Annotated in this window: 15 protein-coding genes and 3 pseudogenes; 11 read left to right on the top strand and 7 right to left on the bottom strand. The window is 66.7% G+C overall.

Annotated features, from left to right (window positions below; all coding sequences use genetic code 11):
• Window positions 1–143: 143 nt before the first annotated feature.
• Window positions 144–278, bottom strand: a complete 135-nt coding sequence (locus tag ABD811_RS00150) for a hypothetical protein (RefSeq protein ID WP_256863446.1) — start codon at window positions 276–278, stop codon at window positions 144–146.
• A gap of 54 nt (window positions 279–332) precedes the next feature.
• On the bottom strand, window positions 333–1,040 hold the full coding sequence (locus ABD811_RS00145) for an SDR family oxidoreductase (RefSeq protein WP_344938969.1): 708 nt from the start codon (window positions 1,038–1,040) through the stop codon (window positions 333–335).
• 62 nt (window positions 1,041–1,102) lie between these two features.
• Here ABD811_RS00145 and ABD811_RS00140 point away from each other — a divergent pair, with 62 nt between their 5' ends.
• Both ABD811_RS00140 and ABD811_RS00135 read left to right on the top strand, forming a co-directional pair.
• Complete coding sequence (locus ABD811_RS00140; RefSeq protein ID WP_344938966.1) at window positions 1,103–1,513, top strand: MerR family transcriptional regulator; 411 nt, start codon at window positions 1,103–1,105, stop codon at window positions 1,511–1,513.
• A gap of 891 nt (window positions 1,514–2,404) precedes the next feature.
• On the top strand, window positions 2,405–2,557 hold the full coding sequence (locus ABD811_RS00135; protein WP_344938963.1) for a hypothetical protein: 153 nt from the start codon (window positions 2,405–2,407) through the stop codon (window positions 2,555–2,557).
• A 37-nt stretch (window positions 2,558–2,594) separates the two neighbouring features.
• Here the strand turns inward: ABD811_RS00135 and ABD811_RS00130 are convergent, their stop codons facing one another.
• Window positions 2,595–3,125: a helix-turn-helix domain-containing protein gene (locus ABD811_RS00130; protein ID WP_344938960.1), complete on the bottom strand. Its 531-nt coding sequence runs from the start codon at window positions 3,123–3,125 to the stop codon at window positions 2,595–2,597.
• 37 nt (window positions 3,126–3,162) lie between these two features.
• On the opposite strand from ABD811_RS00130, the gene ABD811_RS00125 reads away from it, so the two are divergent.
• Both ABD811_RS00125 and ABD811_RS00120 read left to right on the top strand, forming a co-directional pair.
• Window positions 3,163–4,083: an alpha/beta hydrolase family protein gene (locus ABD811_RS00125; RefSeq protein ID WP_344938957.1), complete on the top strand. Its 921-nt coding sequence runs from the start codon at window positions 3,163–3,165 to the stop codon at window positions 4,081–4,083.
• Between the two features lie 174 nt (window positions 4,084–4,257).
• Window positions 4,258–4,407 (top strand): hypothetical protein, encoded by a 150-nt coding sequence (locus tag ABD811_RS00120; protein ID WP_344938954.1) that lies wholly within the window; start codon window positions 4,258–4,260, stop codon window positions 4,405–4,407.
• Window positions 4,408–4,431: 24 nt separating this feature from the next.
• Here ABD811_RS00120 and ABD811_RS00115 read toward each other — a convergent pair whose 3' ends face one another.
• Complete coding sequence (locus ABD811_RS00115; RefSeq protein ID WP_344938951.1) at window positions 4,432–5,007, bottom strand: GNAT family N-acetyltransferase; 576 nt, start codon at window positions 5,005–5,007, stop codon at window positions 4,432–4,434.
• A gap of 29 nt (window positions 5,008–5,036) precedes the next feature.
• Here ABD811_RS00115 and ABD811_RS00110 point away from each other — a divergent pair.
• A pseudogene (locus ABD811_RS00110) lies at window positions 5,037–5,546 on the top strand (SulP family inorganic anion transporter); the annotation flags it as partial.
• An 84-nt stretch (window positions 5,547–5,630) separates the two neighbouring features.
• Here the strand turns inward: ABD811_RS00110 and ABD811_RS43760 are convergent.
• Window positions 5,631–5,807, bottom strand: a pseudogene (locus tag ABD811_RS43760) (transposase); the annotation flags it as partial.
• Between the two features lie 558 nt (window positions 5,808–6,365).
• On the opposite strand from ABD811_RS43760, the gene ABD811_RS00105 reads away from it, so the two are divergent.
• From ABD811_RS00105 to ABD811_RS43755, 4 genes and pseudogenes are all read left to right on the top strand, one after another.
• Complete coding sequence (locus ABD811_RS00105; RefSeq protein ID WP_344938944.1) at window positions 6,366–7,181, top strand: hypothetical protein; 816 nt, start codon at window positions 6,366–6,368, stop codon at window positions 7,179–7,181.
• Between the two features lie 18 nt (window positions 7,182–7,199).
• Window positions 7,200–7,379: a LuxR C-terminal-related transcriptional regulator gene (locus ABD811_RS00100; protein ID WP_344941021.1), complete on the top strand. Its 180-nt coding sequence runs from the start codon at window positions 7,200–7,202 to the stop codon at window positions 7,377–7,379.
• 25 nt (window positions 7,380–7,404) lie between these two features.
• On the top strand, window positions 7,405–8,658 hold the full coding sequence (locus tag ABD811_RS00095; protein WP_344938941.1) for a S9 family peptidase: 1,254 nt from the start codon (window positions 7,405–7,407) through the stop codon (window positions 8,656–8,658).
• Between the two features lie 691 nt (window positions 8,659–9,349).
• Window positions 9,350–9,883 (top strand): annotated as a pseudogene (locus ABD811_RS43755) (hypothetical protein); the annotation flags it as partial.
• Between the two features lie 2 nt (window positions 9,884–9,885).
• Here the strand turns inward: ABD811_RS43755 and ABD811_RS00090 are convergent.
• Both ABD811_RS00090 and ABD811_RS00085 read right to left on the bottom strand, forming a co-directional pair.
• Entirely contained in the window at window positions 9,886–11,190 is a 1,305-nt protein-coding gene (locus tag ABD811_RS00090; protein ID WP_344938938.1) for an FkbM family methyltransferase, read from the bottom strand.
• A gap of 49 nt (window positions 11,191–11,239) precedes the next feature.
• Entirely contained in the window at window positions 11,240–12,715 is a 1,476-nt protein-coding gene (locus ABD811_RS00085; RefSeq protein ID WP_344938935.1) for a hypothetical protein, read from the bottom strand.
• A 558-nt stretch (window positions 12,716–13,273) separates the two neighbouring features.
• Here ABD811_RS00085 and ABD811_RS00080 point away from each other — a divergent pair.
• Window positions 13,274–20,350, top strand: coding sequence for an RHS repeat-associated core domain-containing protein (locus tag ABD811_RS00080; protein ID WP_344938932.1), 7,077 nt, complete (start codon window positions 13,274–13,276; stop codon window positions 20,348–20,350).
• A 15-nt stretch (window positions 20,351–20,365) separates the two neighbouring features.
• Window positions 20,366–20,830, top strand: a complete 465-nt coding sequence (locus ABD811_RS00075) for an SMI1/KNR4 family protein (protein ID WP_344938928.1) — start codon at window positions 20,366–20,368, stop codon at window positions 20,828–20,830.
• Window positions 20,831–20,853: the final 23 nt, after the last annotated feature.

Genomic DNA, 20,853 nt, shown 5'->3' with positions numbered 1-20,853 from the left:
GTGCGGCGGCGTGGCCACCAGGTCGCGGATGGCCAGAAGGCGCCCGCCGACCGGATCGATGATCCACTGACGCTGGTAGGTGCCCAGTTGCTTGGGCGCGGTGTACAGGCCGAGCGGGACGGTCGTCGCCAGCGCTAGGGAGATCACCCTTCCGGTACGGCCCATCGGGTCGGCCGCCGTCCCTCGGCCTTGACGCCGGGCAGGGTGGCGAGCATCCGGAACGCCGCCGCCCGCACCCGCGGCGGGGCGGGTGCCTGCGACAGCAGGGTTCCGGCCACATCGCTCAGCGCCCGGGTGCGTTCCGCACCTTGTAGGGAGGGGATGGGGTGCGGTCAGGCGTTCAGGAACTGGTGGAACTGCTTGTCGAACTCCCGCGGGTCCTTGCTCAGCGATGCCTTGACCATTTCGGTGAACTCGTCGACGACCACCTCGAGCGCCTCGGCCTCGACACCGTCGAGGGTGATACGGGCGACATCGGCGGGGTCCATCTTGGGCATGTCGTAGCCCTTCGTCATGTCGGTGTCGGCCATCGCAAGATGCACTGAGGTGACGAGCGTGCCCTGACCGGCCAGTTCCTGGCGCAGCGCTTTACTCATGCTCCAGACGGCCGCCTTCGACACCGCGTAGGCGCTGCTGCCGGGGAAGACGAACCAGGACGCCGAAGAGGCCATGTTCACGATCGCGCCCCCGCCGTTCGCTGCGAGGACCGGCGCGAAGGCACGGGCCATCGACAGCGTGCCCCAGAAGTTCACGTCCAGCGCAGCACGGACCGCCTGCAGGTCACCGAGCAGGGCGCCGCCTCCGATGCCGGCATTGTTGACCAGCAGGTTCACATCGCCCGCTACGCGGGCTGCGGCCGCGACGGAGTCCGGGTCGGAGATGTCCAGGGCGAGGACCTCGACGCCGTCGAGATCGATGGACTCGGGACGACGGGCAGTCGCGTAGACCTTCGCGCCTCGCTCGACGAGCTGGGCGGCGAGGTGGCGGCCGATGCCGCGGTTGGCTCCGGTGACGAGCGCAGTCGCTCCGTGAATGTTCATAAGACGTACGCTAGATCCTCACGTCAACGTGAGGATCAAGGCCGGACTGCACGGGAGGTGCCATGCGCATCGGAAAGGTGGCCGAACGTGCTGGAGTCAGCGTCCGTGCGCTGAGGTACTACGAAGAGCAGGGGCTCGTCATCGCCGACCGCAGCCCCAGCGGCCACCGCCAGTACCCCGAGTCTGCCGTTGAGCGGGTGAAGTTCATCCAGCTCCTCTACGCGGCCGGTCTGACCAGTAAGGCGATCCTGCAGATCCTCCCGTTCCTGGACACCCTCGTCGCGACCCCGCAGATGACACGCCGACTCACGGACGAGCGTGCCCGTATCCGGGGCAAGATCGACGCCCTGACCAGGGCGCACGATCGACTCGAAGAGCTGATCCGCCTCGCCGCCGAGTACGAGAACTCTCCAGCGACGTGCTCGGCGAGCGCGGACGTCGCCGCATCGCACACGTCACCTCCGCGGCACTGACTGCAATGCGAGAGGCTGTTCCGGCAGCGCTGGCAGGTAGACACCACAAGAACCGCTTCCCGGCCGAATTCATCCCGCCGGGACCTGGCGCCTCAACGGCGGCCGGGCTGGTGTTCAGCGGCGGCTGTCGCCCGGAACGACCATCCGCGCTACGCCGACTCCACCAGGCCCACTAACGCGGCGCGCGTCGACGGGGGCTTTCAGCGTCGCAGATGGGGCCGGAGCCCCAGGCGGCGAGGCGGCGAGGCGGCGACAACACCATGATTCTCACCGCCGGACCCTCACCACCTGAACCTCACCGGCATGGTCAAGCACCGTCTCAAGGTGATCCAGCACTACCCCGACGTGATCGACGGCTGCCCATCCGCCACCGGCCTGGCCTTGACGACACCCCACCCGCCATGACCAATTAACCCTAGTAGTGCTCCTCGCGCGCGGGGATGGTCCCCGGGACGCGAAGGTGATCGTCCTTCTCCGGGGGATTCTCCCCGCGTACGCGCGGTCATGGTGCACCGGCACGGTCGCCCGGGCCTTGGCTGACCTGCAGGCGCGGCAGCATGACATCGTCGAGTATCACCAGGCGTGCTGGCCGACCTGGACGTCGTAACTGGGTTTCTCGCTGTCCGCCTTCGGTGCCCCCGCGAGATTGTGCATCTGGTCGTGGCCAATCGGGAGTCCGCTCGACGGGCTTGCCCCACTCGCTTTTAATGACGAGGTCTCGATCAAGGAGCTGATCGAGGCGGTCGGCGAGCTGGCCGAGGAAGTGCTCTGGCAGTGGCCCTGCAGCTCACCCGCTATGTGGTGTGGGCGCGGGAGCATCTCGCTCCCCGGGCGGCGTGGCCGGACCGGTCGACCGCCGGAGCGCCTCCTGCGACGGGCATGGCTCACGTCATGAAGATCGTCGTGGAGAGCGCCATGCATCTGGTGATGAATGCGGCGGCGACTCACCCGGCTTGTGTGATCGGGACGGGACGCATGGGCACCGTCATGGTCGAGTGGCTGGCAGGTGCCGACGTTTCCCTGCAGCGCGTCTGGAGGTCCTGATCGCTCCCGACGGGCCCGTCCTGCGCGCCATTCTGGACTAGCCCGTCTCGGTCGGGAACAGGATCGGGCTGAGCAGGTACTGCGCGCGGCCGGTGGCGGGCTCGTTGGCCAGTCTGGGCTCTATCGCGGCGCGGAGCTCGCCGATCAGTTCGCGGAGCTCATCTTGGCTGAGCCACAGCGCATGCTGGCGGTACCCGACGAGATCGGCGGCCGGGTCGGCCTCGTCCCGGTCGAGGTAGGCGCCGAACCCGGCGAGCAGGGTCGCCATCGCGGCCGCGAACGCCCGCCGGTGGTCGTCGGCCGACAGTGTCCCGGCCGTGTCGGGATTGATCACCGCGCCGTCCTGCCGGAGCCGGTAGTGGCGCTCCACCGCGCCGCGCACCCGCCGCGCCTCGGCCACCTCCAGCACGCCCCCGGCCACGAGCAGGTCGATGTGTCGGTAGACCGTGGCCTTGGAGACGTCGGGGATCCGCGCGCACAGCTCTGCTGTGGTGAGCGTCCGCCCGCCCTTCATCGCGTGCACCACCCGCAACCGCACCGGGTGCGCCATCAGCTCCAACACGTCCACCCTGCCTATATTCTCACATGTGCTACCTTTCCAGAAAATGAGAAAGGTGGAGGATGGGGTGGAGACATTCCACGAGCACGACGTCACGGTCGGGGACGGCCCCCTCGCCGTACCGGGGACGCTGACCCTGCCCGACGGGGCAGGGCCCTGGCCCGGGGTCGTGCTGCTCAGCGGCGGAGGGCCGTTCGACCGCGACGAGACCAGCGGGCCGAACAAACCGTTCAAGGACATCGCGTGGGGGCTGGCACGCCGGGGCGTGGCGGTGCTGCGGTTCGACAAGGTGACCTTCGCCCATCCGCAGAACCCCGTCGCCACCATGACCGAGGAGTACGTCCCGCACGCCGTCGCGGCTGTCACCCTCCTCCAGGATCAGCCGGGCGTGGATCCCGCGCGGGTGTTCGTCCTTGGCCACAGCATGGGCGGCAAGGTCGCGCCACGGGTCGCGGCCGCCGAGCCGTCGGTGGCCGGCCTAGTGATCATGGCCGGTGACACGCAGCCGATGCAGCACGCGGCCATACGCGTCATCGGCCATCTCGCCTCGCTGGATCCCAGCCCGGCCGCGCAGGCGGCGGTGGAGCAGATCACGCGGCAGGCCGCGGTCGTCGACGGCCCTGGCCTGACCCCCGAGACGCCCGCCGAGGACCTGCTGTTCGGACTGCCCGCCTCGTACTGGCTCGACCTGCGCGCCTACGACCCGGTCGCGGAGGCGTCAGCGCTGGACGTACCGATGCTCATCCTGCAGGGCGGCCGCGACTACCAGGTGACGATCGCCGATGACCTGGCGGGCTGGGAAGCGGGCCTCGGGCATCGTGCAAATGTGACGATCCGGGTGTACGAGGCCGCCGACCATCTGTTCTTCGCCGGAGATGGCCCGTCCACGCCCGCGGACTACCTCAAAGCCCAGCACGTCGACCCGGCGGTGATCTCCGACATCGCCGACTGGCTGATCACCCGATAGGGGCGAGCTGCCGGTCAGGCGGGCAGCTGGCAGGCGGGGCACCAGAACAGTTGCGGCCCACCAGTTGCTGCGTGCGGATCTCTTGCCGAGGATCGGCGCCGTGGTCATCGTCCGCAAGACCAAGGACGGCCTGGAGGCGGCTCGCCGCCGCGGCCGGTCGGCGGCCGCCGACCGGTGGTCGATGACGACAAGCGCGCCGCGATCCTGGCCCGCCGCGAGCGCGGGGAATCCATCCGCACCATCGCCGCCGGCGTCAAGGTCTGCGTCGGCGTCGTCCACAAGGCCCTGACCGAGGCCCGGCCGGAGGCACAGGGCGAGCGGTAGCCCACGCTGGGCCCAGCTGTTCAATCACTCGTGAGCGGGCCATTCCTCGGCCAGGAGCGCGTATGAGAGACCGTCGAGCCATCCCCTGGTGCGGTGGAGTGAGTCTCTCACCGTGTGCTGTTCGCGGCGCATCCCGACCCGCTCCATCAGCCGCCACGAGGATTCGTTGTCATAGAAGCAGTCCGCGTGCAGGCGGCGCAGGCCAAGACTCTTGAAGGAGATGTCGATGAGGGCGCGTACCGCTTCGGTGGCGTAGCCCTTGCCGCCGTAGGCGGGATCGAGCGTCCACCCGAGCTCTCCTTGGACGCTTTTCGCCTGGTCAGCGACCTCTTTCTGGGCCCAAGCGTCCTGCACCTGCAGCGTCAGATCGCCGATCACCGTGCCGTCCAGTTCGATGATGAGCAGGTCTGCGAGCCGCTCCTCATCGAGAAAACGCTCACGGTAGTCGTCGTAGGTCTCTGTGGCGGCCGTGACCCATTCGTAAGTCTCCGGCAGTCGCCGGTAGGCCCAGGTCGCGTCCAGGTCGTCGGAGGCAGCCCGGCGCAACAGCAGTCGTTCGGTGAAAATCGGCCAGTCCAGCGTGTCAAGAGGGTGAGGCATGAGCCTCATACTGACAGCGGGCTGTGGTGATGCACAAAAGGGATTACTGCGGGCGACGTCTCCGACAACGACGCGGCGATCGCCCTACAGGAACCGACAGGACACCGAAGCGACCAGGGCTCCCGGAAACCCGTGTACTGAAAATCAAGTGGGCCCGGGGGCCGGGGCGGGATTGGTCGGGTGTTGGGGCGTCGGCTCCCTCTGGTGGGCGTCGCGGAGGGCGTCGGCGACACGGCTACCCGCTGGACGCCGACCGGGAACTGCGCGCGTTCGGGTTCGCCAACATCGGGGCCGGGCTCCCCCAGTCGATCACGGTCGGGGCGAGCGCGTCCCGCACCGCCGCGATGGACGCCACCGGGTCGCGCAGCCAGATCCCCAGCCTCGTGTGCGCGGCCGTGGTCGCGATCCTGCTGGCGGCGCTGTCCGGGGTCCTGAAGTACCTGCTGGCCGCCGCGCTCGCCGCAATCGTCGTGGTCGCCGTCGCCCGGCTCATCGACGTGCGGGCGCTGCGCCGGCTGTGGACGCTGCGCCGCTCGGAGTTCGCGATCGCGCAGGCCGGTGACGATCCGCGCCCACACTCCCGCCCGCTGCCGGCGGCGGAACAATCCGTACACCGCCTGCCAGGAGCCGTAGCACTCCGGTACGTCCCGCCACGGCGCACCGGCCCGCACCCGCCACCGGATCCCATCGATGAGCTGCCGTTTCGTCCACTTCGACGGCCGACCCGGCTTTCTGGCGACTGGCAGCAGCGGCTCCAGCCACGCCCACTGCTCATCGGTCAGGTCGAACCGCCTCGTCACCGCTAGGGTGGTCACGAGGTCTCCGGTGTTCAGGTTCTTCTTGGTCGAGAAACCCTCTACCGGAGACCTCACTACTTAGCGGTCACGACACACCGTCACACAGCGGACTTCGAAACACACCCTAGTTCAGGAGCGGTTGTCGTGAGGCTGAGATGCCCCCGGGTACGTTCGCGGTGCGGTGCTGGAGAGCAGGGAGCGGGAGGGAGATCCGCCAGGCTGGTGGCGGAGTCGCAGACCGGACGTCCGGGGCGTCTGCGGTTGGTCGTCTGGCTGCTGCGGTGACAGGCGCGGGCAAGGGCCTTCATGGGCACCTCCAAGTGTGGCTTCGTGGTGACGAGCCACGATGAAACCCGGACGACGCAGGTCAGCGGCATGATCAAAACGCGCTATGAAGACAAGTGATCAACTCAACGAGGTGCGACTTCGAGGTTGAAAGCGCTGCAACCGCGACGACTCACGGCCAGCGGCTTCGGCAGATGCGACTGACGACTTCTGCTCATTGACGCAAACACTCACTGCCAGGTTCTGTAACACGCCGGACGGCTATGGCTACCCCCTGTGCTCGAGGTGGCTCGTGGTTGCAGTGAGGCAGAGCAGAGGGCGACCAGGCTTCTGAAGGACATCGTCCCGGACGAACTGCTGAACCTCTACACGCGACTGCTCGCACATGACGGGTGCCTGCATGAGGAGGCAGCGGACCTGCTCGGTGGCTCCGAGCAGGTCGAGGCGCTGAAGAGCGCCGGAATGGCTCACGTCCAGTCCTCCGGGCCGGGGTTGCCACCGCGTCTCGTGCCCGTGCCGCCGGACATGGCGCTCCAAGGCACGCTGGCCGACCTGTCTCGTCGGCTGGTGACGGAGCAGGAGCGCCTTCTGACCGGGCAGTGCCGGATGGCGGAGACCCATCCCTCGCCAGGACCCGTGGTGGACGGATCGGTCGACCGGCTGGTACAGATCATCACTGACCGGGATGAGATCGGCCGGGTGTCCCGTGCACTGATCAGCGCCGCCCGCACCGACTGGATGACGCTGGACAACCAGTCGGTGGAGCGGCCCATGGACGAACTCACCGCAGTACCGCCCCCGCCCTCATTCGAAGGCGCCGTGCGTTGCCGAGCCATCTACGAGTCCGCCTGTGCCGAGCACCCTGTCGGCGTGAAGACGATCGAGGTTGCCGTGGAGGGCGGAGAAGAGGCGCGGCTTCTGCCCAGGATCGGCATGAAGATGAAACTCGCCGACGAGGCGATCGCGCTGCTCCCGCTCACCCCCACCGGGATGACAGGCGCCTTGCTGATCCGCTCGTCCGTCATCGTCGGGGCGCTCCGCGAGTACTTCGAGCCTCTGGGAACGCGCGGTGCCCTTCGACGCCGTCAGTGAAGAGAGCCCCTCACCCCCATCCAGCGCCAGATTCTGAACATGCTGGTGGAGGGGCTGCCGGACGCCAAGATTGCGCGTCGAGCCGGCGTTAGCCTCTCCACGGTTCGGCGGCACTCGATGGCCATCCGCGAAAAGCTCGGCTTCGAGCACCACTTCGCCGCCGGCGTCGCAGCCGTACGCCGCGGCTGGATCAAATGACCCCCGCACCCCTCGAAAGGCTGTCATGCCCGCCTATCGCGACTTCGTCCCTCGGCGAAGCTTCCAGCCCACGCTCGCGCTGTCCCCGGACGCCGCCCTTGTGGCCTATTCCAGCAACGTGGACGGGCACTTTGACCTCTGGGCTCGTCCCGTCGCCGGGGGAGCAGCACGTCGCCTGACACGGTTGCACGGCCAAGCGGTCAGGCGCATCGCGTGGGCGCCGGACGGCAAGAGCCTGCTGTTCACCGCCGACCGCGAAGGCGACGAGCAATACCGCCTCTACCGCGTCGGCCTGGACGACGAAATCCTGGAAGACATCAGTACGGGACCGGAATGCCAACGAGTGCTTGCTGCATCACCTTTCTCGTCGGACGGCCGCTACCTGACCTACGCCGCCAATGACCGCGACTCGACCGTCCAGGACATCATCGTCCGAGACACGGCAGACGACAGCGAGCGCCGCTTCATCCCACCACCCGAAGTCGTCTTCGAACCGGTGGGGATCTCACCGGACGGACGATGGCTGCTGACCGCCGGCTTTCGGTCCAACAGCGACATCGCCGCCTATCTGATCGACCTGCAAGAGAGCTCAGAGCCGGTGTGCGTCACCGTAGCCTTCGGTGACGGGCTGTACGAGCCCGGCCCCTGGATGACCGACTCCTCAGGCTTCTACCTGATCACTGATGCATGGGGCGAGTTCAAGGTCGCCGCCCGCTATCGCATTGACGATGGGACGCTGGAGCCGATCGCCCAGCATGAGTGGGACGTCGAGCACATCGATGCAATCGACGAGACGGTTTTGTGGGTGGTCAACCGGGACGGCCGCTCCATCCTGCACGCCACCCACCAGGGGGAACCTCTTCCTCTGCCCGACCTGCCGCTGGGAGTGGTCACCGCCTTGGCGCTGGCCCCGGCCGCCGCCCCAGTAGTTGTCCTCATCGACTCCGCGACGCGGCCGAGCGAGATCGCCGTCCTGGAACCAGGGACTGGAGTTCGGTATCTGACCGACACGCGTCCCCCGGCGCTGCACGTCATTGACGGCATTGACCCGGAACCCGTCACCTACACGGCGTTCAGCGGCCGACGCATCCACGCCCTGCTTTACCGGCCCAACGAGCCGGGCCCGCATCCGGTCGTTCTGTCGATCCATGGCGGGCCTGAGGCCCAAGAACGCCCCCGGCACCCGGACATGCGATCGATCACCGAGGCGGGGGAGGCGCTGAGCCTGCATCTGAGTGACCGAAGGTCCCCATCTGGTCCCCACCTCCGGGCGGTCTGATCTTCCCGCCCGTTACTGGAGCCGGACGCACAAAGACCCGCTGACCTGGGCTGATGCCCTAGTCGGCGGGTCTTCCGCATCTGTCGGGACGGCGGGATTTGAACCCACGACCCCTTGACCCCCAGGCACAGAAGACAGGTCGATCAAGGTCGGTCGGAGTCGATCGGGGAGTTTCTCACCTCTGAAAACACCTCGGGGGAGTCGCGGAGGGTCTGGGTGAGTCCAACCACGGTGGCTCCCCGATTGGCTCCCCATGCTCCCCTCAGTCTGGCAGGTATTCTACGGCGAACAAGATCATAGTTGCCAGCGCAGGCAGCTGGAGCGCCAGTCGCCATTGGTCCGTGTCGATGGGGTGGAGTACCGGACAGGACCGCCTGTGACCTCCATGGACCTGGATGCCGAGGAGCGGCCTCAACAGCTCAACACCCGGCGGTTAATATCCCGTGCCGCCGGACACCACAAAGTGCCGCCGCGTCCACGTCTACCCTGATTTGCGTACCACCCCCAGTGCCATCTTGTATCGCCCCCTACCGTGGCCGCCGAGCGACCGTCTGCGTCATGAACGCATCTATGTGGGGCACGTTGAGGTGTCGACGCAGCCATTCGCGCATTCCCTTGCCGTCCCGACTGGTGAACCGCTGTACCGAGTATTGGGGGGCGTAGAGCATGGAAAGATATTGGGGCGTAGAACATGGAAAGCGGAGAATGTGCCTTACTTGTAATCGGTATTGTTTGCGGACTATGGGGCAGTGCAGAGATGCCTAGAGGGAACCAGTGTCAGACGGTCGTGATGCTCTTCGAGGTGATCTTCATGTTCTGGCCTTGGAGTTGTAGGATCGGTAGGGCAACTTTGTTCTGTCTGAAGATTGGGGCGATGATGGGCGGTCGGCCTGTTCGCCTTCAGTGGTGCTTGGGGATTGGGGGGCTCGGAACCCTGCTGCTGGCGGCTGGGGTAGCTGCACCGGCGGCTGCGTATAGCGCGCAGACAGGATCGGTCGCGGCCAAGCCTCTGAGGTTGGTGACGAGCGATCCGGGTCGGGATGAGAAATGGCATCCTGGTGAGCAGGTGAAGCTGGTTTTCAATGCTGCGCTGGAGCCTGCTCGGGTGCGCGTTCAGGTGCGGGATGACGTGGGTGGACAGTTGGAGATGGGGAAGCCGACGGTCAGTGGAAAAACAGTCCGGCAGCGAATGTTTCCCGGTATCTCGACTGGCCGTTATTTTGTCAGCTACAGCGTCGCATCACGAGATGGGGATACGTTGACTGGAGAGGTGCCCTTCCAAGTTGTCGGAACCACTCTTCCTTCGGAGTCGGTGAGCAAACCTGCCGAGCGCAGAAGTGGGAAGGCTGGAAATGGGGCCTCTGCTTCGCCGCCTTCATCGGTTTCTCCATCGCCCTCGTTGAGTTCGCAGCCCCAGGAGGCGTCTCGGGAGGCGGCGGACAGCACTCGCGGAGGCGGTTCGCTGGTTTCGTTCGGTGGTGTGGTGATTGCCGTTGTGGCTGTCCTTGGGGGCGTCGGGGTGCTGGTGTGGAGGCGGCGGTCGTCAGGCGGAGCCCGTAGGCGCGGAGCCGGGTTCGATGGTGTGGAGTTTTTCGGTGGGGATGAGGATGACGTCGCGTGAGCCGTAGGGGGGAGCGGCGCGTCGGCGTTGAGTTCGTCGTCGGTGATGACGTGCAGGTCGCGTTCGCCGATGGCGCGGACTTCGTAACCGTCGGCTCGGAGTTCGCGGATGATGGCGCGCAGGCGCGGGGCTTCTTTGAGGACTTCGACGACGATGGTGGGGCGCTGTGACTGCAGCCAGGGCTGGACGGATTCCAGGACGTTGGCCTCGTAGCCCTCGATGTCGAGTTTGAGCAGGTCCACGCCGCCGACGAGTTGGCTCATGGGAACGGTGGGCACGGTGACCGAGGTTCCGGCCGGGCGGTTGTGGATGCCTTCGGTGCCGGTGGCCAGGTAGGCGCCGGTGGGGGCGGCGTACTGCTCCTGGTCGGGCAGGGCGAGTTCCATGGTGGCGGGTGCGTCGTCGCCGACGACCGCGGCCTGGATCACTTTGACGTTGTTGAGCTGGTTGAGCTCGACGTTGCGGGAGACGATCCCGGCGGCTTCGGGGTTCGCCTCCACCGTGGTGTAGGCGGCGTTCGGTGCGGAGTGCGCGCCTTGGACGGTGTAGTAGCCGATGTTCGCGCCGACTTCCAGGATGTTGACGGCTTGCCCGCACAGCGTCCGCCACCAGCGTGTTTCGGCGCCCTCGTAGCCGTTCTCGCCGTACCAGAACAGCAGTTGGGCCAGCCGGGACCGTACGGCGGTGAGCCGGATGTCGCGGTTGTCGGGCAGTTGGAAGTCGGTGAGCGGTGAGAGCGGGCGGTGACGCAGGATCTTGGCGGCCGTGCCCCAGACCGGGCGGGTCCTGCCGGAGGCGGCCGCGTGGCGGTCCCGGACGGTGATGATGAGCCTGATGGGCAGGACGGTCAGGGCGTGTGACAGCGCGATCCGCGCTTGGACGCGCGAACGGGTGCCCAGGGACAGCGACATGAGGGCCTCGGCAAACGAATTGGGATTGGAAGAGGACGGGTGCGGGTGGTCAGCCGGCTTGGACGGGGGCGCTTTCCGATGACCGGATCCGGTTGTTGAACGGGTCGATGGCCCGGACGGAGTAGGTGTGGGTGCTGCCGGGGGCCAGCCCGGTGTCGGTGAAGGTCATCGTCTGCAGGTCCCAGAAGCGGGAGTCGGCTTCGGTGGTGTGGACCACGGTGGTGCCGTCGCGGATGACCTCGTACTTGAGGTGCTTGTTGTCGCGGTCCCAGGTCTGCTTCCAGTCGACTTTGAGGGTGCCGGTGGTGCCGTTGGGCTTGCTGACCTGGGGCTTGGCGATCAGCTCGGGTGGGTTGACGTCCGCGCCGGCGGCCAGTGACGCGAAGCGCGTCAGGCCCTGCTGGTCCTTGCCGTTGACCTTGGTGAAGTCACCGCCGACCCACAGGTGGGTGCCGTTGTTGTCCATGGCGCGGGGGCCCTGGTTGTAGGTGGTGGCGCCGCCGTTGGTGTTGGGGAACCAGTGCAGGATCGGGGGAGTGTCCCCAGAGGGGTTGGCGGGTTCGGCAAGGAGCCTTTGGTAGGGGAACTGGCTGGCGAGGTCGGGGAAGCCGTCGGGCTGGCTGCTGCAGTCGTGGGCGTGGGAGCCGCTGTAGAGGATGCCGTCGAGCAGGGTGATGGCCTGGGTGGCGCCGAGGCAGTTGTCGATCCAGCGCTGGGTTCCGTCGGTGGGGTCGAGGGCGAGGCGTCCGTCGAAGGTGCCTTCGCCGTTGGCGCTGGCGTAGATGGTGGTGCCGTCCTTGACCAGGTCGGTGACCCAAGACCGCCGAGTGTCGGAGACGTAGTCCACTCCGGTCGCCCAGGGTGCGCTGGCCCCGGTATCGGTGTAGACGGCGCCCATGCCGTGCGGGGGGTTGCCGTTGATGCGGTTGAAGTCTCCGCCCAGAACGACACGGGTCTGGTCCGGTGTGGTGATTATGGCGTGGACGCTGCGGTCGGCGGTGGGCGCCCAGGAGGTCAGGGAACCGTCGGTGGTGCTGAAGGCTGCCAGGCGTTGCCGTGCGATGCCGTCGACGGCGGTGAAGTAGCCGCCCGCGTACACGGTGCTCGGAGTTACGGTCAGTGCTTTGACGCGGCTGTTGACGGCCCGTTTGAACGTGGTGAGTGAACCGCTGGGCAGGTCGAAGGACGCGATTTTGCTGCGCCATTCGCCGTTGATCTTGGCGAAGTCGCCGCCGACGTAGAGCTTGCTGCCGTCGGGGGAGGGCTTGATCTCCCAGACAGCGTCACAGATCCACTGGTCGTTGCCCAGGGAGTCGCAGTCGGTCTGCGGTGTCGTCGCGGTGAACACCGTGCCCTCCACCACCGGGTTCCAAGGCAGCGGCTGCCCGGTGGTGGCGTTGAAGGCGGCCAGGTTCTTGCGGGGCTGCTGCTGCGGGTCGCCGGGCGCGGTGCCGGGCGGGCGGATGTAGTCGAAATTGCCGCCGACGTAGACGGTGTCACCGACCATCGCGATCGACCACACCACCCCATCGGTCTGCCAGGTCGGAAGGTCATCGGCTGTGATCGTGAGCGGCTCTCCCGTGCCCGGCGCGGTGTCGGCCGAGGATGGGGACGCGGGCGCAAGGGGCGCCAAGGTCAAGGCGGCGCCGCCGAGCAGGGCTAGTGGCCGCAGAAAGCGCCGGCGTCGAGGCGACGGGCGGGACGAGAGTGATGCTGCCACGCGGATTCTCCCTGATCTTGATCCTCTCGCCGCGTGATCCTCACACTTTTCCGGCGAAAGAACAAGCAGGTAAGGAACCTGTTTCAATCCGTGCAAACAGTGACAAAAGTGGTCAGCGTATGCGCGCGGACGCGTAAGAACCGCGTTTGGTTGGCACGGTGTCAAGCTTGGACACCTGTTCGAAGGTGACCTGCGACTACTGATCTCGTGACGCTGTGTGATCAGAACAGGGGCTTGATCAACTGTGCCGGGAGATCGGATTCTGCACGTGATCAATCGGTGAGTGGCGTGTGTCATGCGCAGCCCTGTGTGCCGCACGCTCCTCCGTACTGAGGAGATGCGCGTGCCCCCCTCCCCAGCGCTGTGCCTGTCATCCGCGATCCCGGCGACGCCGTACTGGCCGCCGCTGCCGTCGGCGCGCAGCCGCTTGTTGCTGGGCTCATGGCCGCCACACGAGACGTGGCGCAGGGGCCGGATGCCGGTGCAGGTGGTGGCTCGATGAGCCGGGGCGGACGTCCGATGCTGCGCATCGGCAGGACGCTGCGGGCGATTGCGCTTGGGCTGTCGGTCACGCTCGCCGTGGGGCTGGCTTCGGTGCCGCCCGCGCAGGCCGATCCGCCGAACTCCGAGCGCCCGAAGGTGGGCGACAGCGAACGCGTCGTTGAGGGCAAGGGGCTCAAGGTTCGCCCGCGCACGAGCGATCCGGCTGCCAAACCTGGGCCCGCAGCCAAGGCTGCCTGGCCGAAGGCCGGCGCGGCCGAGGTGATCCTCGACGGCGGTACCCGCTCCACACAGCGCGTGACCGCGGCGGACGGGCTGGCTCGGGCCGGTGATCTGCCGGTGTGGATCGGAGCGCCAGGCCCCGCGCCGAAGGGTACGCGGTCGCGACCGGCGATGACCGGAAAGGCCAGGGTCGAGGTCCTTGACCGTCAGGCCGCGCGCCGCGCCGGTGTGGAGGGACTCGTCTTTACGGTCGCTCCCGCTGGGGAGGCTGCCGCTGGCCGGGTCGGGGTACGGCTGGACTACTCCGGGTTCGCCCAGGCATTCGGCGGAGCGTACGGCACTCGACTGCGGCTTGTTCAGCTGCCCGCGTGCGCGGTGACCACACCGCAGAAGACCGAATGCCGCCGTTCCGCACCGCTGACCACCACCAACGATGGTGAGGCCAAGACGCTGACCGCCGACGTCGACACCGGCGCGGCGGCACCGGTGGTGTTGGCGGCGGCACCGGGCCCGGCCGGTTCGCAAGGGGACTACACCGCCACCCAGCTGGAACCCTCGGCGACCTGGGACGCCTCGGGCAACACCGGAGACTTCACCTGGAACTACCCGATGCGCGCCGTCCCGGTGCCGGGGGACCTGTCTCCGTCGATCGGGCTGGGCTACTCGGCGCAAAGCGTGGACGGCCGGACCGGCAACACCAACAGTCAACCCTCCTGGGTCGGCGAGGGCTTCGACCTGTGGCCGGGGTTCATCGAACGCCGCTACAAGTCCTGCGAGGACGACGGCGCGCCCAAGAACGCCGAAGGCAAGCCACCGGGCGATCTGTGCTGGGGCTATGACAACGCCACCGTCACCTGGAACGGCAAGGGCGGCGAACTGGTCAAGGCCGCCGACAACACCTGGCGGTTGAAGAAGGACGACGGTACCCGCTTCGAACGCCTGCTCTCCACCGACACCGGCAACGGCGACCACGGCGGCGACGGATCGGCCGAGGGCGAGTACTGGAAGGTCACCACCACCGACGGCACCCGCTACTACTTCGGCCTCAACCGCCTGCCCGGCTGGGGGTCGGGCGGCGAGGAGACCAACTCCACCTGGACCGTCCCGGTCTTCGGCGACGACGCTGACGAGCCTTGCCACAACGCGTCAGGCTTCGCCGACTCCTGGTGCCAGCAGGCATGGCGGTGGAACCTCGACCTGGTCGTCGACCCCAACGACAACGCCATCGCCTACTACTACGGCAAAGAGACCAACCACTACGGCCGCAATCTCAACCCTGCCGACGCCACCCCCTACACCCGCGGCGGCTACCTCAAAAGCATCGAGTACGGACTGCGCGCCAACAACGTCTTCGCCACCACCCCACCCGCCCGAGTGGTGTTCGACAAGGCCGAACGTTGCATCCCTGATGCCACCTTCGACTGCGCGCCCGAGAAGATCGACGCCAATCCCGATCGGTGGTGGGACGTCCCCTGGGACATGAACTGCGAGGCCGGCACCGAATGTAAGGACGGCCACGGCTCCACCTCCCCGACATTCTGGTCCCGCTACCGGCTCAAGAAGGTCACCACCCAGTACAACCGTGGCGCCGGCTGGGGCTACCGCGACGTCGACTCCTGGACCCTGGACCACCAGTGGGGCGCCGTCAACGACGAACGGGACCTGCTCCTCAAGGAGATCGAGCACGCCGGGCACGCCGGACCCACCGGCGAAGAGGAGAAAATCGTCCTGCCGAAGGTCACCTTCAACCACGTGCCCCGCGCCAACCGGGTCGACCAGGCCAACGACGGCATCGTCCCCTACACCCGCTACCGGGTCAGCAGGATCTACGACGAGTCAGGTGGCCAGCTCGACATCAACTACTCCACCCAGGAGTGCTCCCGTGCGGCGCCGCCCACACCGCACACCAACACCAAGCGCTGCTTCCCCTCCATCTGGCACCTGCCGGGCCAGACGACGCCGTACACCGACTGGTTCAACAAGTACGTCGTCACCTCCGTGGTGCAGAAGGACCGCACCGGCGGTGCCCCGGACATGGCCACCCAGTACGAGTACATCGGCGGTGCGGCCTGGCACTTCGACGACGACGACGGCCTGACCAGGGAGAAGTTCAAGACCTGGTCGCAGTGGCGGGGCTACGGCCAGGTCCGGGTGAAGACCGGCAGCCTCGATGCCCCCTCCAGCCAGACCGACACCTTCTACCTGCGCGGTATGCACGGCGACCGTGCCGGTCCCGACGGCGGCAGCAAGACCGTCACCGTCCCCGACGGTGAGGGCGGCACCCACACCGACGCCGAGGCGCTCGAAGGCTTCGTCCTGAAGACCGTCAACTACACCGAGCCCGGCGGAGCGGTGCATGCCAAGTCCGTCGACGTCCCCTGGCGGCACCAGACCGCGTCCCGGACTCGCTCCTGGGGCACCGTCACCGCCAACGCCGTCCGCGTCGGCAGTTCCCGCACCTGGACCGCGATGGACGGCGGCACCTGGCGGCAGACCAAGACCACCAGCGAGTACGAAACCGACTTCTCCCGTGTCGGCCGTGTGAAGCAGGTCGAGGACCTCGGCGACGTCGCCACCAGCGCCGACGACAGATGCACCCGCACCAGCTACGCCGACAACGTCGACAAATGGATGGTCGCCTACCAGTCGCGGGTCGAGACGGTCTCGGTCGCCTGCGCCACCGAACCTGACCGTTCCAAGCACGTCATCGCCGACGCGCGAGCGTTCTATGACAACGGCGGCTTCGGCGACGCCCCGACCAAGGGCAACGTCACCCAGTCCGAACGCATCGCCGAGCACGACGGCACCAAGGCCACCTACGTCATTGCCGACAAGACCACCTACGACACCTTCGGACGCCGTCTGACGGTCACCAACGCCGCCAACGAGACCACCACCACCCGCTACACCAACACAAACGGACTCGCCACGCGCGTCGCCGTCACCTCGCCACCTCCGAATCCCGGGGCCGCCGGGCTCACCACGACCGAAGACCTCGACCCGGCCTGGGGCCTGCCCATCGCCAAGGTCGACAACAACAACGTCGACGCCAACAACAGGCCGCTGCGCGCCGACCTCCTATACGACGCGCTCGGCCGACTCCAGAAGGTCTGGCTGCCCAACCGGTCCAAGACCGCCAACGACAAACCGAACCTGGAGTACACCTACCGCATCACCGACGGCCAGATCGTCGCGGTCACCAAAAAGACCCTCACCAACAGCAACGGCCAGCGCGCGACCATCGCGCTCTACGACGGACTGCTGCGCCCCCGCCAGACCCAGGCGCCCGGCTCCGAAGGCCGTCTGATCGCCGACACCTTCTACGACCCCCGAGGCAAGGTCGCCAAAACCTACGCCACCTACTCCGCCAGCGGCGCCCCCGAAGCCACGCTGTTCGGCGTCACCGCCCCAGGCAACGTCGAAACCCAGAACCACTACTCCTACGACGGGCTGGGCCGCCCGACCGTCGAACGTCTCCTCATCGGCAACGGCACCATCCAAGAAAAATGGCGCACCACCATCAGCTACGGCGGGAACTGGACCGCCGTAGACCCGCCTCAGGGCGGCACCCCCACCGCCCAGATCATTGACGCCCGCGGCCAAGTCACCGAACGCCGCCAGTACCACGGCGACGGTCCGTCCGGCACCTACGACGCCACCACCTACGGCTACGACCCGGCCGGCCGCCTGACCCGGGTGCAGGCCCCGTCCGGCAAGACGTGGACCAACACCTATGACCTGAGAGGCCGCAACACCGAGACCACCGATCCCGATACCGACACCACCACGTTCACCTACGACGACCTCGACCGAGTCAGATCCAGGACCGACGCCCGCGACAAGACGATCTTCCAGCTCTACGACGGGCTCGGCCGCCGCACCGAGACCCGGGAGGGAGCGGCGAACGGGAAGCTACTGACGTCGTGGACCTACGACACCGCTCCCCGCGGCAAGGGCAAGCTCGCAGCCGCCACCCGGCACACAGACAACGGCAACTACGTCAACAGCGTCGGCGGCTATGACGTCCTGGGCCGGCCAGAATCCACCGCAGTCACCATCCCCGCTTCCGAAGGCGCCCTGGCCGGTACCTACACCTACGCCCAGACCTACAACCTGGACGGCACTCTCAAGGAGGACGTGCTCCCAGCGGTGGGCGGGCTGGCCCAGGAGACCCTGACCCACAGCTACGACGACTACCTGCGCCCCACTCGGCTGACCAGCGGCCTGGCCACCTACGTCGGCCTCACCGACTACACCCCCACCGGCAAACCCAAACTGGTCGAACTCGGCGCTGCGAACAAACGGACCTGGAACACCCTCACTTACGAGTACGGCACTCAGCGCCTGGCCACGTCCCGCACCTACAGGGAGAACGTCGCGGGCAGCGATCGCAACGCCACCTACAGGTACGACGACGCCGGCAACGTACTGGGCATCTCCGACGTCTCCAACGCCGGCACCGACAACCAGTGCTTCAAGTACGACTACCTGGGACGGCTGACCGACGCGTGGAGCGTCGCGGCCACCGACTGCCCGCAGACTCCCACCACGTCCTCCGGCCCGGCGCCCTACCGGATGCACTACACCTACAAGCCGGACGGCAGCCGCGCCAAGGAGGAGTTCTACAACCCCACAGGCGCCCTGACCTCCACGCGCGAGTACCGCTACCAGGGCGACCCGGGCGTGGATGCCAGCGTCAAGGGCCACATGCTCGGCAAGGTCGACCAGACCGGCGCCAACCCCATCACCGGGCCCGACACCAACGACGAGAACTACGTCTACGACGCCGTCGGCAACCCCACCACCCGCACCGTAGGCGACACCACCCAGACCCTGGTGTGGAACAGCGAAGGCAACCTTGACCAGGTCACCGAAGGCGACACCACCGTCCGCTTCGTCTACGACGCCGACGGCAACCGCCTGATCCGCAAGGACCTCACTGGCGCCACCCTCTACCTGCCCGGCACCGAGGTCCGCGCGACCACCGGTTCCCCCAACGCGGCGGCCACCCGCTACTACGTCCACAACGGCAAAACCGTCGCCATGCGCGACGCCACCGGCGTACGTCACCTCGCCGACGACGACCAGGGCACCGCCCACGTCGCGGTCAACACCGCCGACCAGAAGGCCATCACCCGCCGCTTCACCCCTTTCGGCCAGCAACGCGGCGCCATCGAAGAGGACACCTGGCCGGACCAGAAGGGCTTCCTGGGCGGCACGAAGGACCCCACCGGGCTCACCCACCTGGGCGCCCGTGAATACGACCCGAACAACGGCCGCTTCATCTCCGTCGACCCGCTCATCGACACGGCCGACCCGCAGCAGATGAACGGCTACGCCTACGGCAACAACAACCCCGCCACCCTCAGCGACCCGGACGGTCTCATCCCGCTTCCGCCGTGCATCCGCAGCCCTATCACCTGTGGTGCCAAGGCACCGACGACCAAAGATCTGATCACTAACCTCCCCGAACAGATCGTCGGCCTCGCCGAAGGAATGCTGCAGGCGGCCGTCAACGCCGCGTATGCGGCCGCCAACGCGATTCAGAACGAGGTTTACGAGCTGAAGCAGAGCGCGGGCGCCTTCGTCGGCCAAGGGCTGAACCCCTCCGGCACGGCGAGGCCCAACGTGGGACAGCCACCCAAGCCGCTCAAGCCGCCCAAGGTCGAGATACCCGGCGTCAACGTCGACCGTGACAGTCCCTACTACAAGGCCGGTCACACCATCGGCGCCATCGTCGGCCCGCCCATCCCAGGCGCAGCGGCGGCGAAACTTCCCCGGGGCGCCAGATGGCTCTCCAAACTGCTGAAGGCATGCCGACGCAGCAGCTTCGTACCCGGAACCGCCGTGGTGATGGCCGACGGCACCAAGAAGCCCATCAACAAGGTCAAGGTGGGCGACAAAGTCCTCGCCAGCGACCCCAAGACAGGAAAAACGGAACCCCGAACCGTCACGGACACCATCACGAGCCGCGGGAAGAAGAACCTCGTAACAATCAGCGTCGACCAGCACGGCCAAAAATTCTGGGCAACCCGCACCAGCACAGCCGAAGAAATGGCCTCGCCCGCGAAGTCTCCGCAAGCCAAAACCTCCCCGGGCACATTGATCGCCACCGACGAACATCCCTTCTGGGTGGCCGGTGACATCAACCGCTGGACCAAGGCCGTCGATCTCAAGCCCGGGATGTGGCTGCGTACCAGCGCCGGCACCTACGTCCAGATCACCGCGATCGAGTCCTGGAGCAAGCCAGACCAGCGCGTCCACAACCTGACGGTCGATACAGATCACACGTACTATGTAGAAGCCGGCGACGCTTCGGTTCTGGTCCACAACTGCGGTAATACGCCGCCCGGCGTAACGTGTAACTGTTCCCCTGGAACCGGAGCAGGGCCAGCTGATGCTCCTATTCGAGCTATTGGTCCTTGGACTCGCGCAGATATCGGCAGAGCGACTCGCGGATTGCGTCCGCAGCGGCTTGGAGACAGGCTCGAGATTCATCACGCTGACCAGATGCCTGGTTCTGCGATTCACGAGCTCGACCAAGTCGTGCACCGGGGTGCTGGAACTGACCTGCATCGGAACATATGGAACCAGGGTGTGACGAACGAGATGCGCTCGGAAGATACTCAACTGCATTGGTGGTATCGTTCGCAGGAGCAAGGCTGGGGGTTGTGGGGACCTGAGGCGTGGTATGACAACTGGCCTGATAACCACTGAACATGGAGGCGCGTCATGGAGTTCGGAGAGTTCGAGGAGATATTGCAGGCCGCAAGTACTCAACGACTTGGGAGGAACTATCCCGAGGAGATTCAGATCTTCGACTCCTGGCGTGCGACCGATTCGGAGCTCCAGCGGGTCGAGTCCGAGCTTGGAGTCCAACTCCCCGCGAAGTACAAGGAGTTCATGCGGCGGCATGGGGGTGGTGTCTTCATGTTCGTGGATCTGCTTCCTGTTGTCTCGCCAGACGGTCGCGTGGATGATCTGATCACGGTGAACAAGGGGAAGATTCGTGCAGTAGGCTTCGTGGCCATCGCTCCAGTCGGCACTGGTGACTGGTGGGGGTTCTCGGTTGCTGGCCATATCTGCTCAGCTGAAGTCCACTTTCTGGATCACGAGAACGAAAGTGTTACCCCATCCTTTGCTGATTTTTTCGATTTTCTTATCCGAAAAGGACTTCGTGTAGACGCTGAGCGGTAAGAAGTGGCGTACCTGTTTCGCTT

This window comes from Actinomadura miaoliensis, from assembly GCF_039536785.1.
In the GTDB taxonomy this organism is placed as follows: Bacteria; Actinomycetota; Actinomycetes; order Streptosporangiales; family Streptosporangiaceae; genus Spirillospora; species Spirillospora miaoliensis.
Note: the sequence above shows the minus strand (reverse complement) of the source record. Positions and strands in the feature narration are given on the sequence as shown.

Coding starts and splice junctions, on each gene's coding strand:
- ABD811_RS00145 (WP_344938969.1), bottom strand. CDS start 1,040: ATGAACATTCACGGAGCGACTGCGCTCGTCACCGGAGCCAACCGCGGC.
- ABD811_RS00140 (WP_344938966.1), top strand. CDS start 1,103: ATGCGCATCGGAAAGGTGGCCGAACGTGCTGGAGTCAGCGTCCGTGCG.
- ABD811_RS00135 (WP_344938963.1), top strand. CDS start 2,405: ATGAAGATCGTCGTGGAGAGCGCCATGCATCTGGTGATGAATGCGGCG.
- ABD811_RS00125 (WP_344938957.1), top strand. CDS start 3,163: ATGAGAAAGGTGGAGGATGGGGTGGAGACATTCCACGAGCACGACGTC.
- ABD811_RS00115 (WP_344938951.1), bottom strand. CDS start 5,007: ATGCCTCACCCTCTTGACACGCTGGACTGGCCGATTTTCACCGAACGA.
- ABD811_RS00095 (WP_344938941.1), top strand. CDS start 7,405: ATGCCCGCCTATCGCGACTTCGTCCCTCGGCGAAGCTTCCAGCCCACG.
- ABD811_RS00090 (WP_344938938.1), bottom strand. CDS start 11,190: ATGTCGCTGTCCCTGGGCACCCGTTCGCGCGTCCAAGCGCGGATCGCG.
- ABD811_RS00075 (WP_344938928.1), top strand. CDS start 20,366: ATGGAGTTCGGAGAGTTCGAGGAGATATTGCAGGCCGCAAGTACTCAA.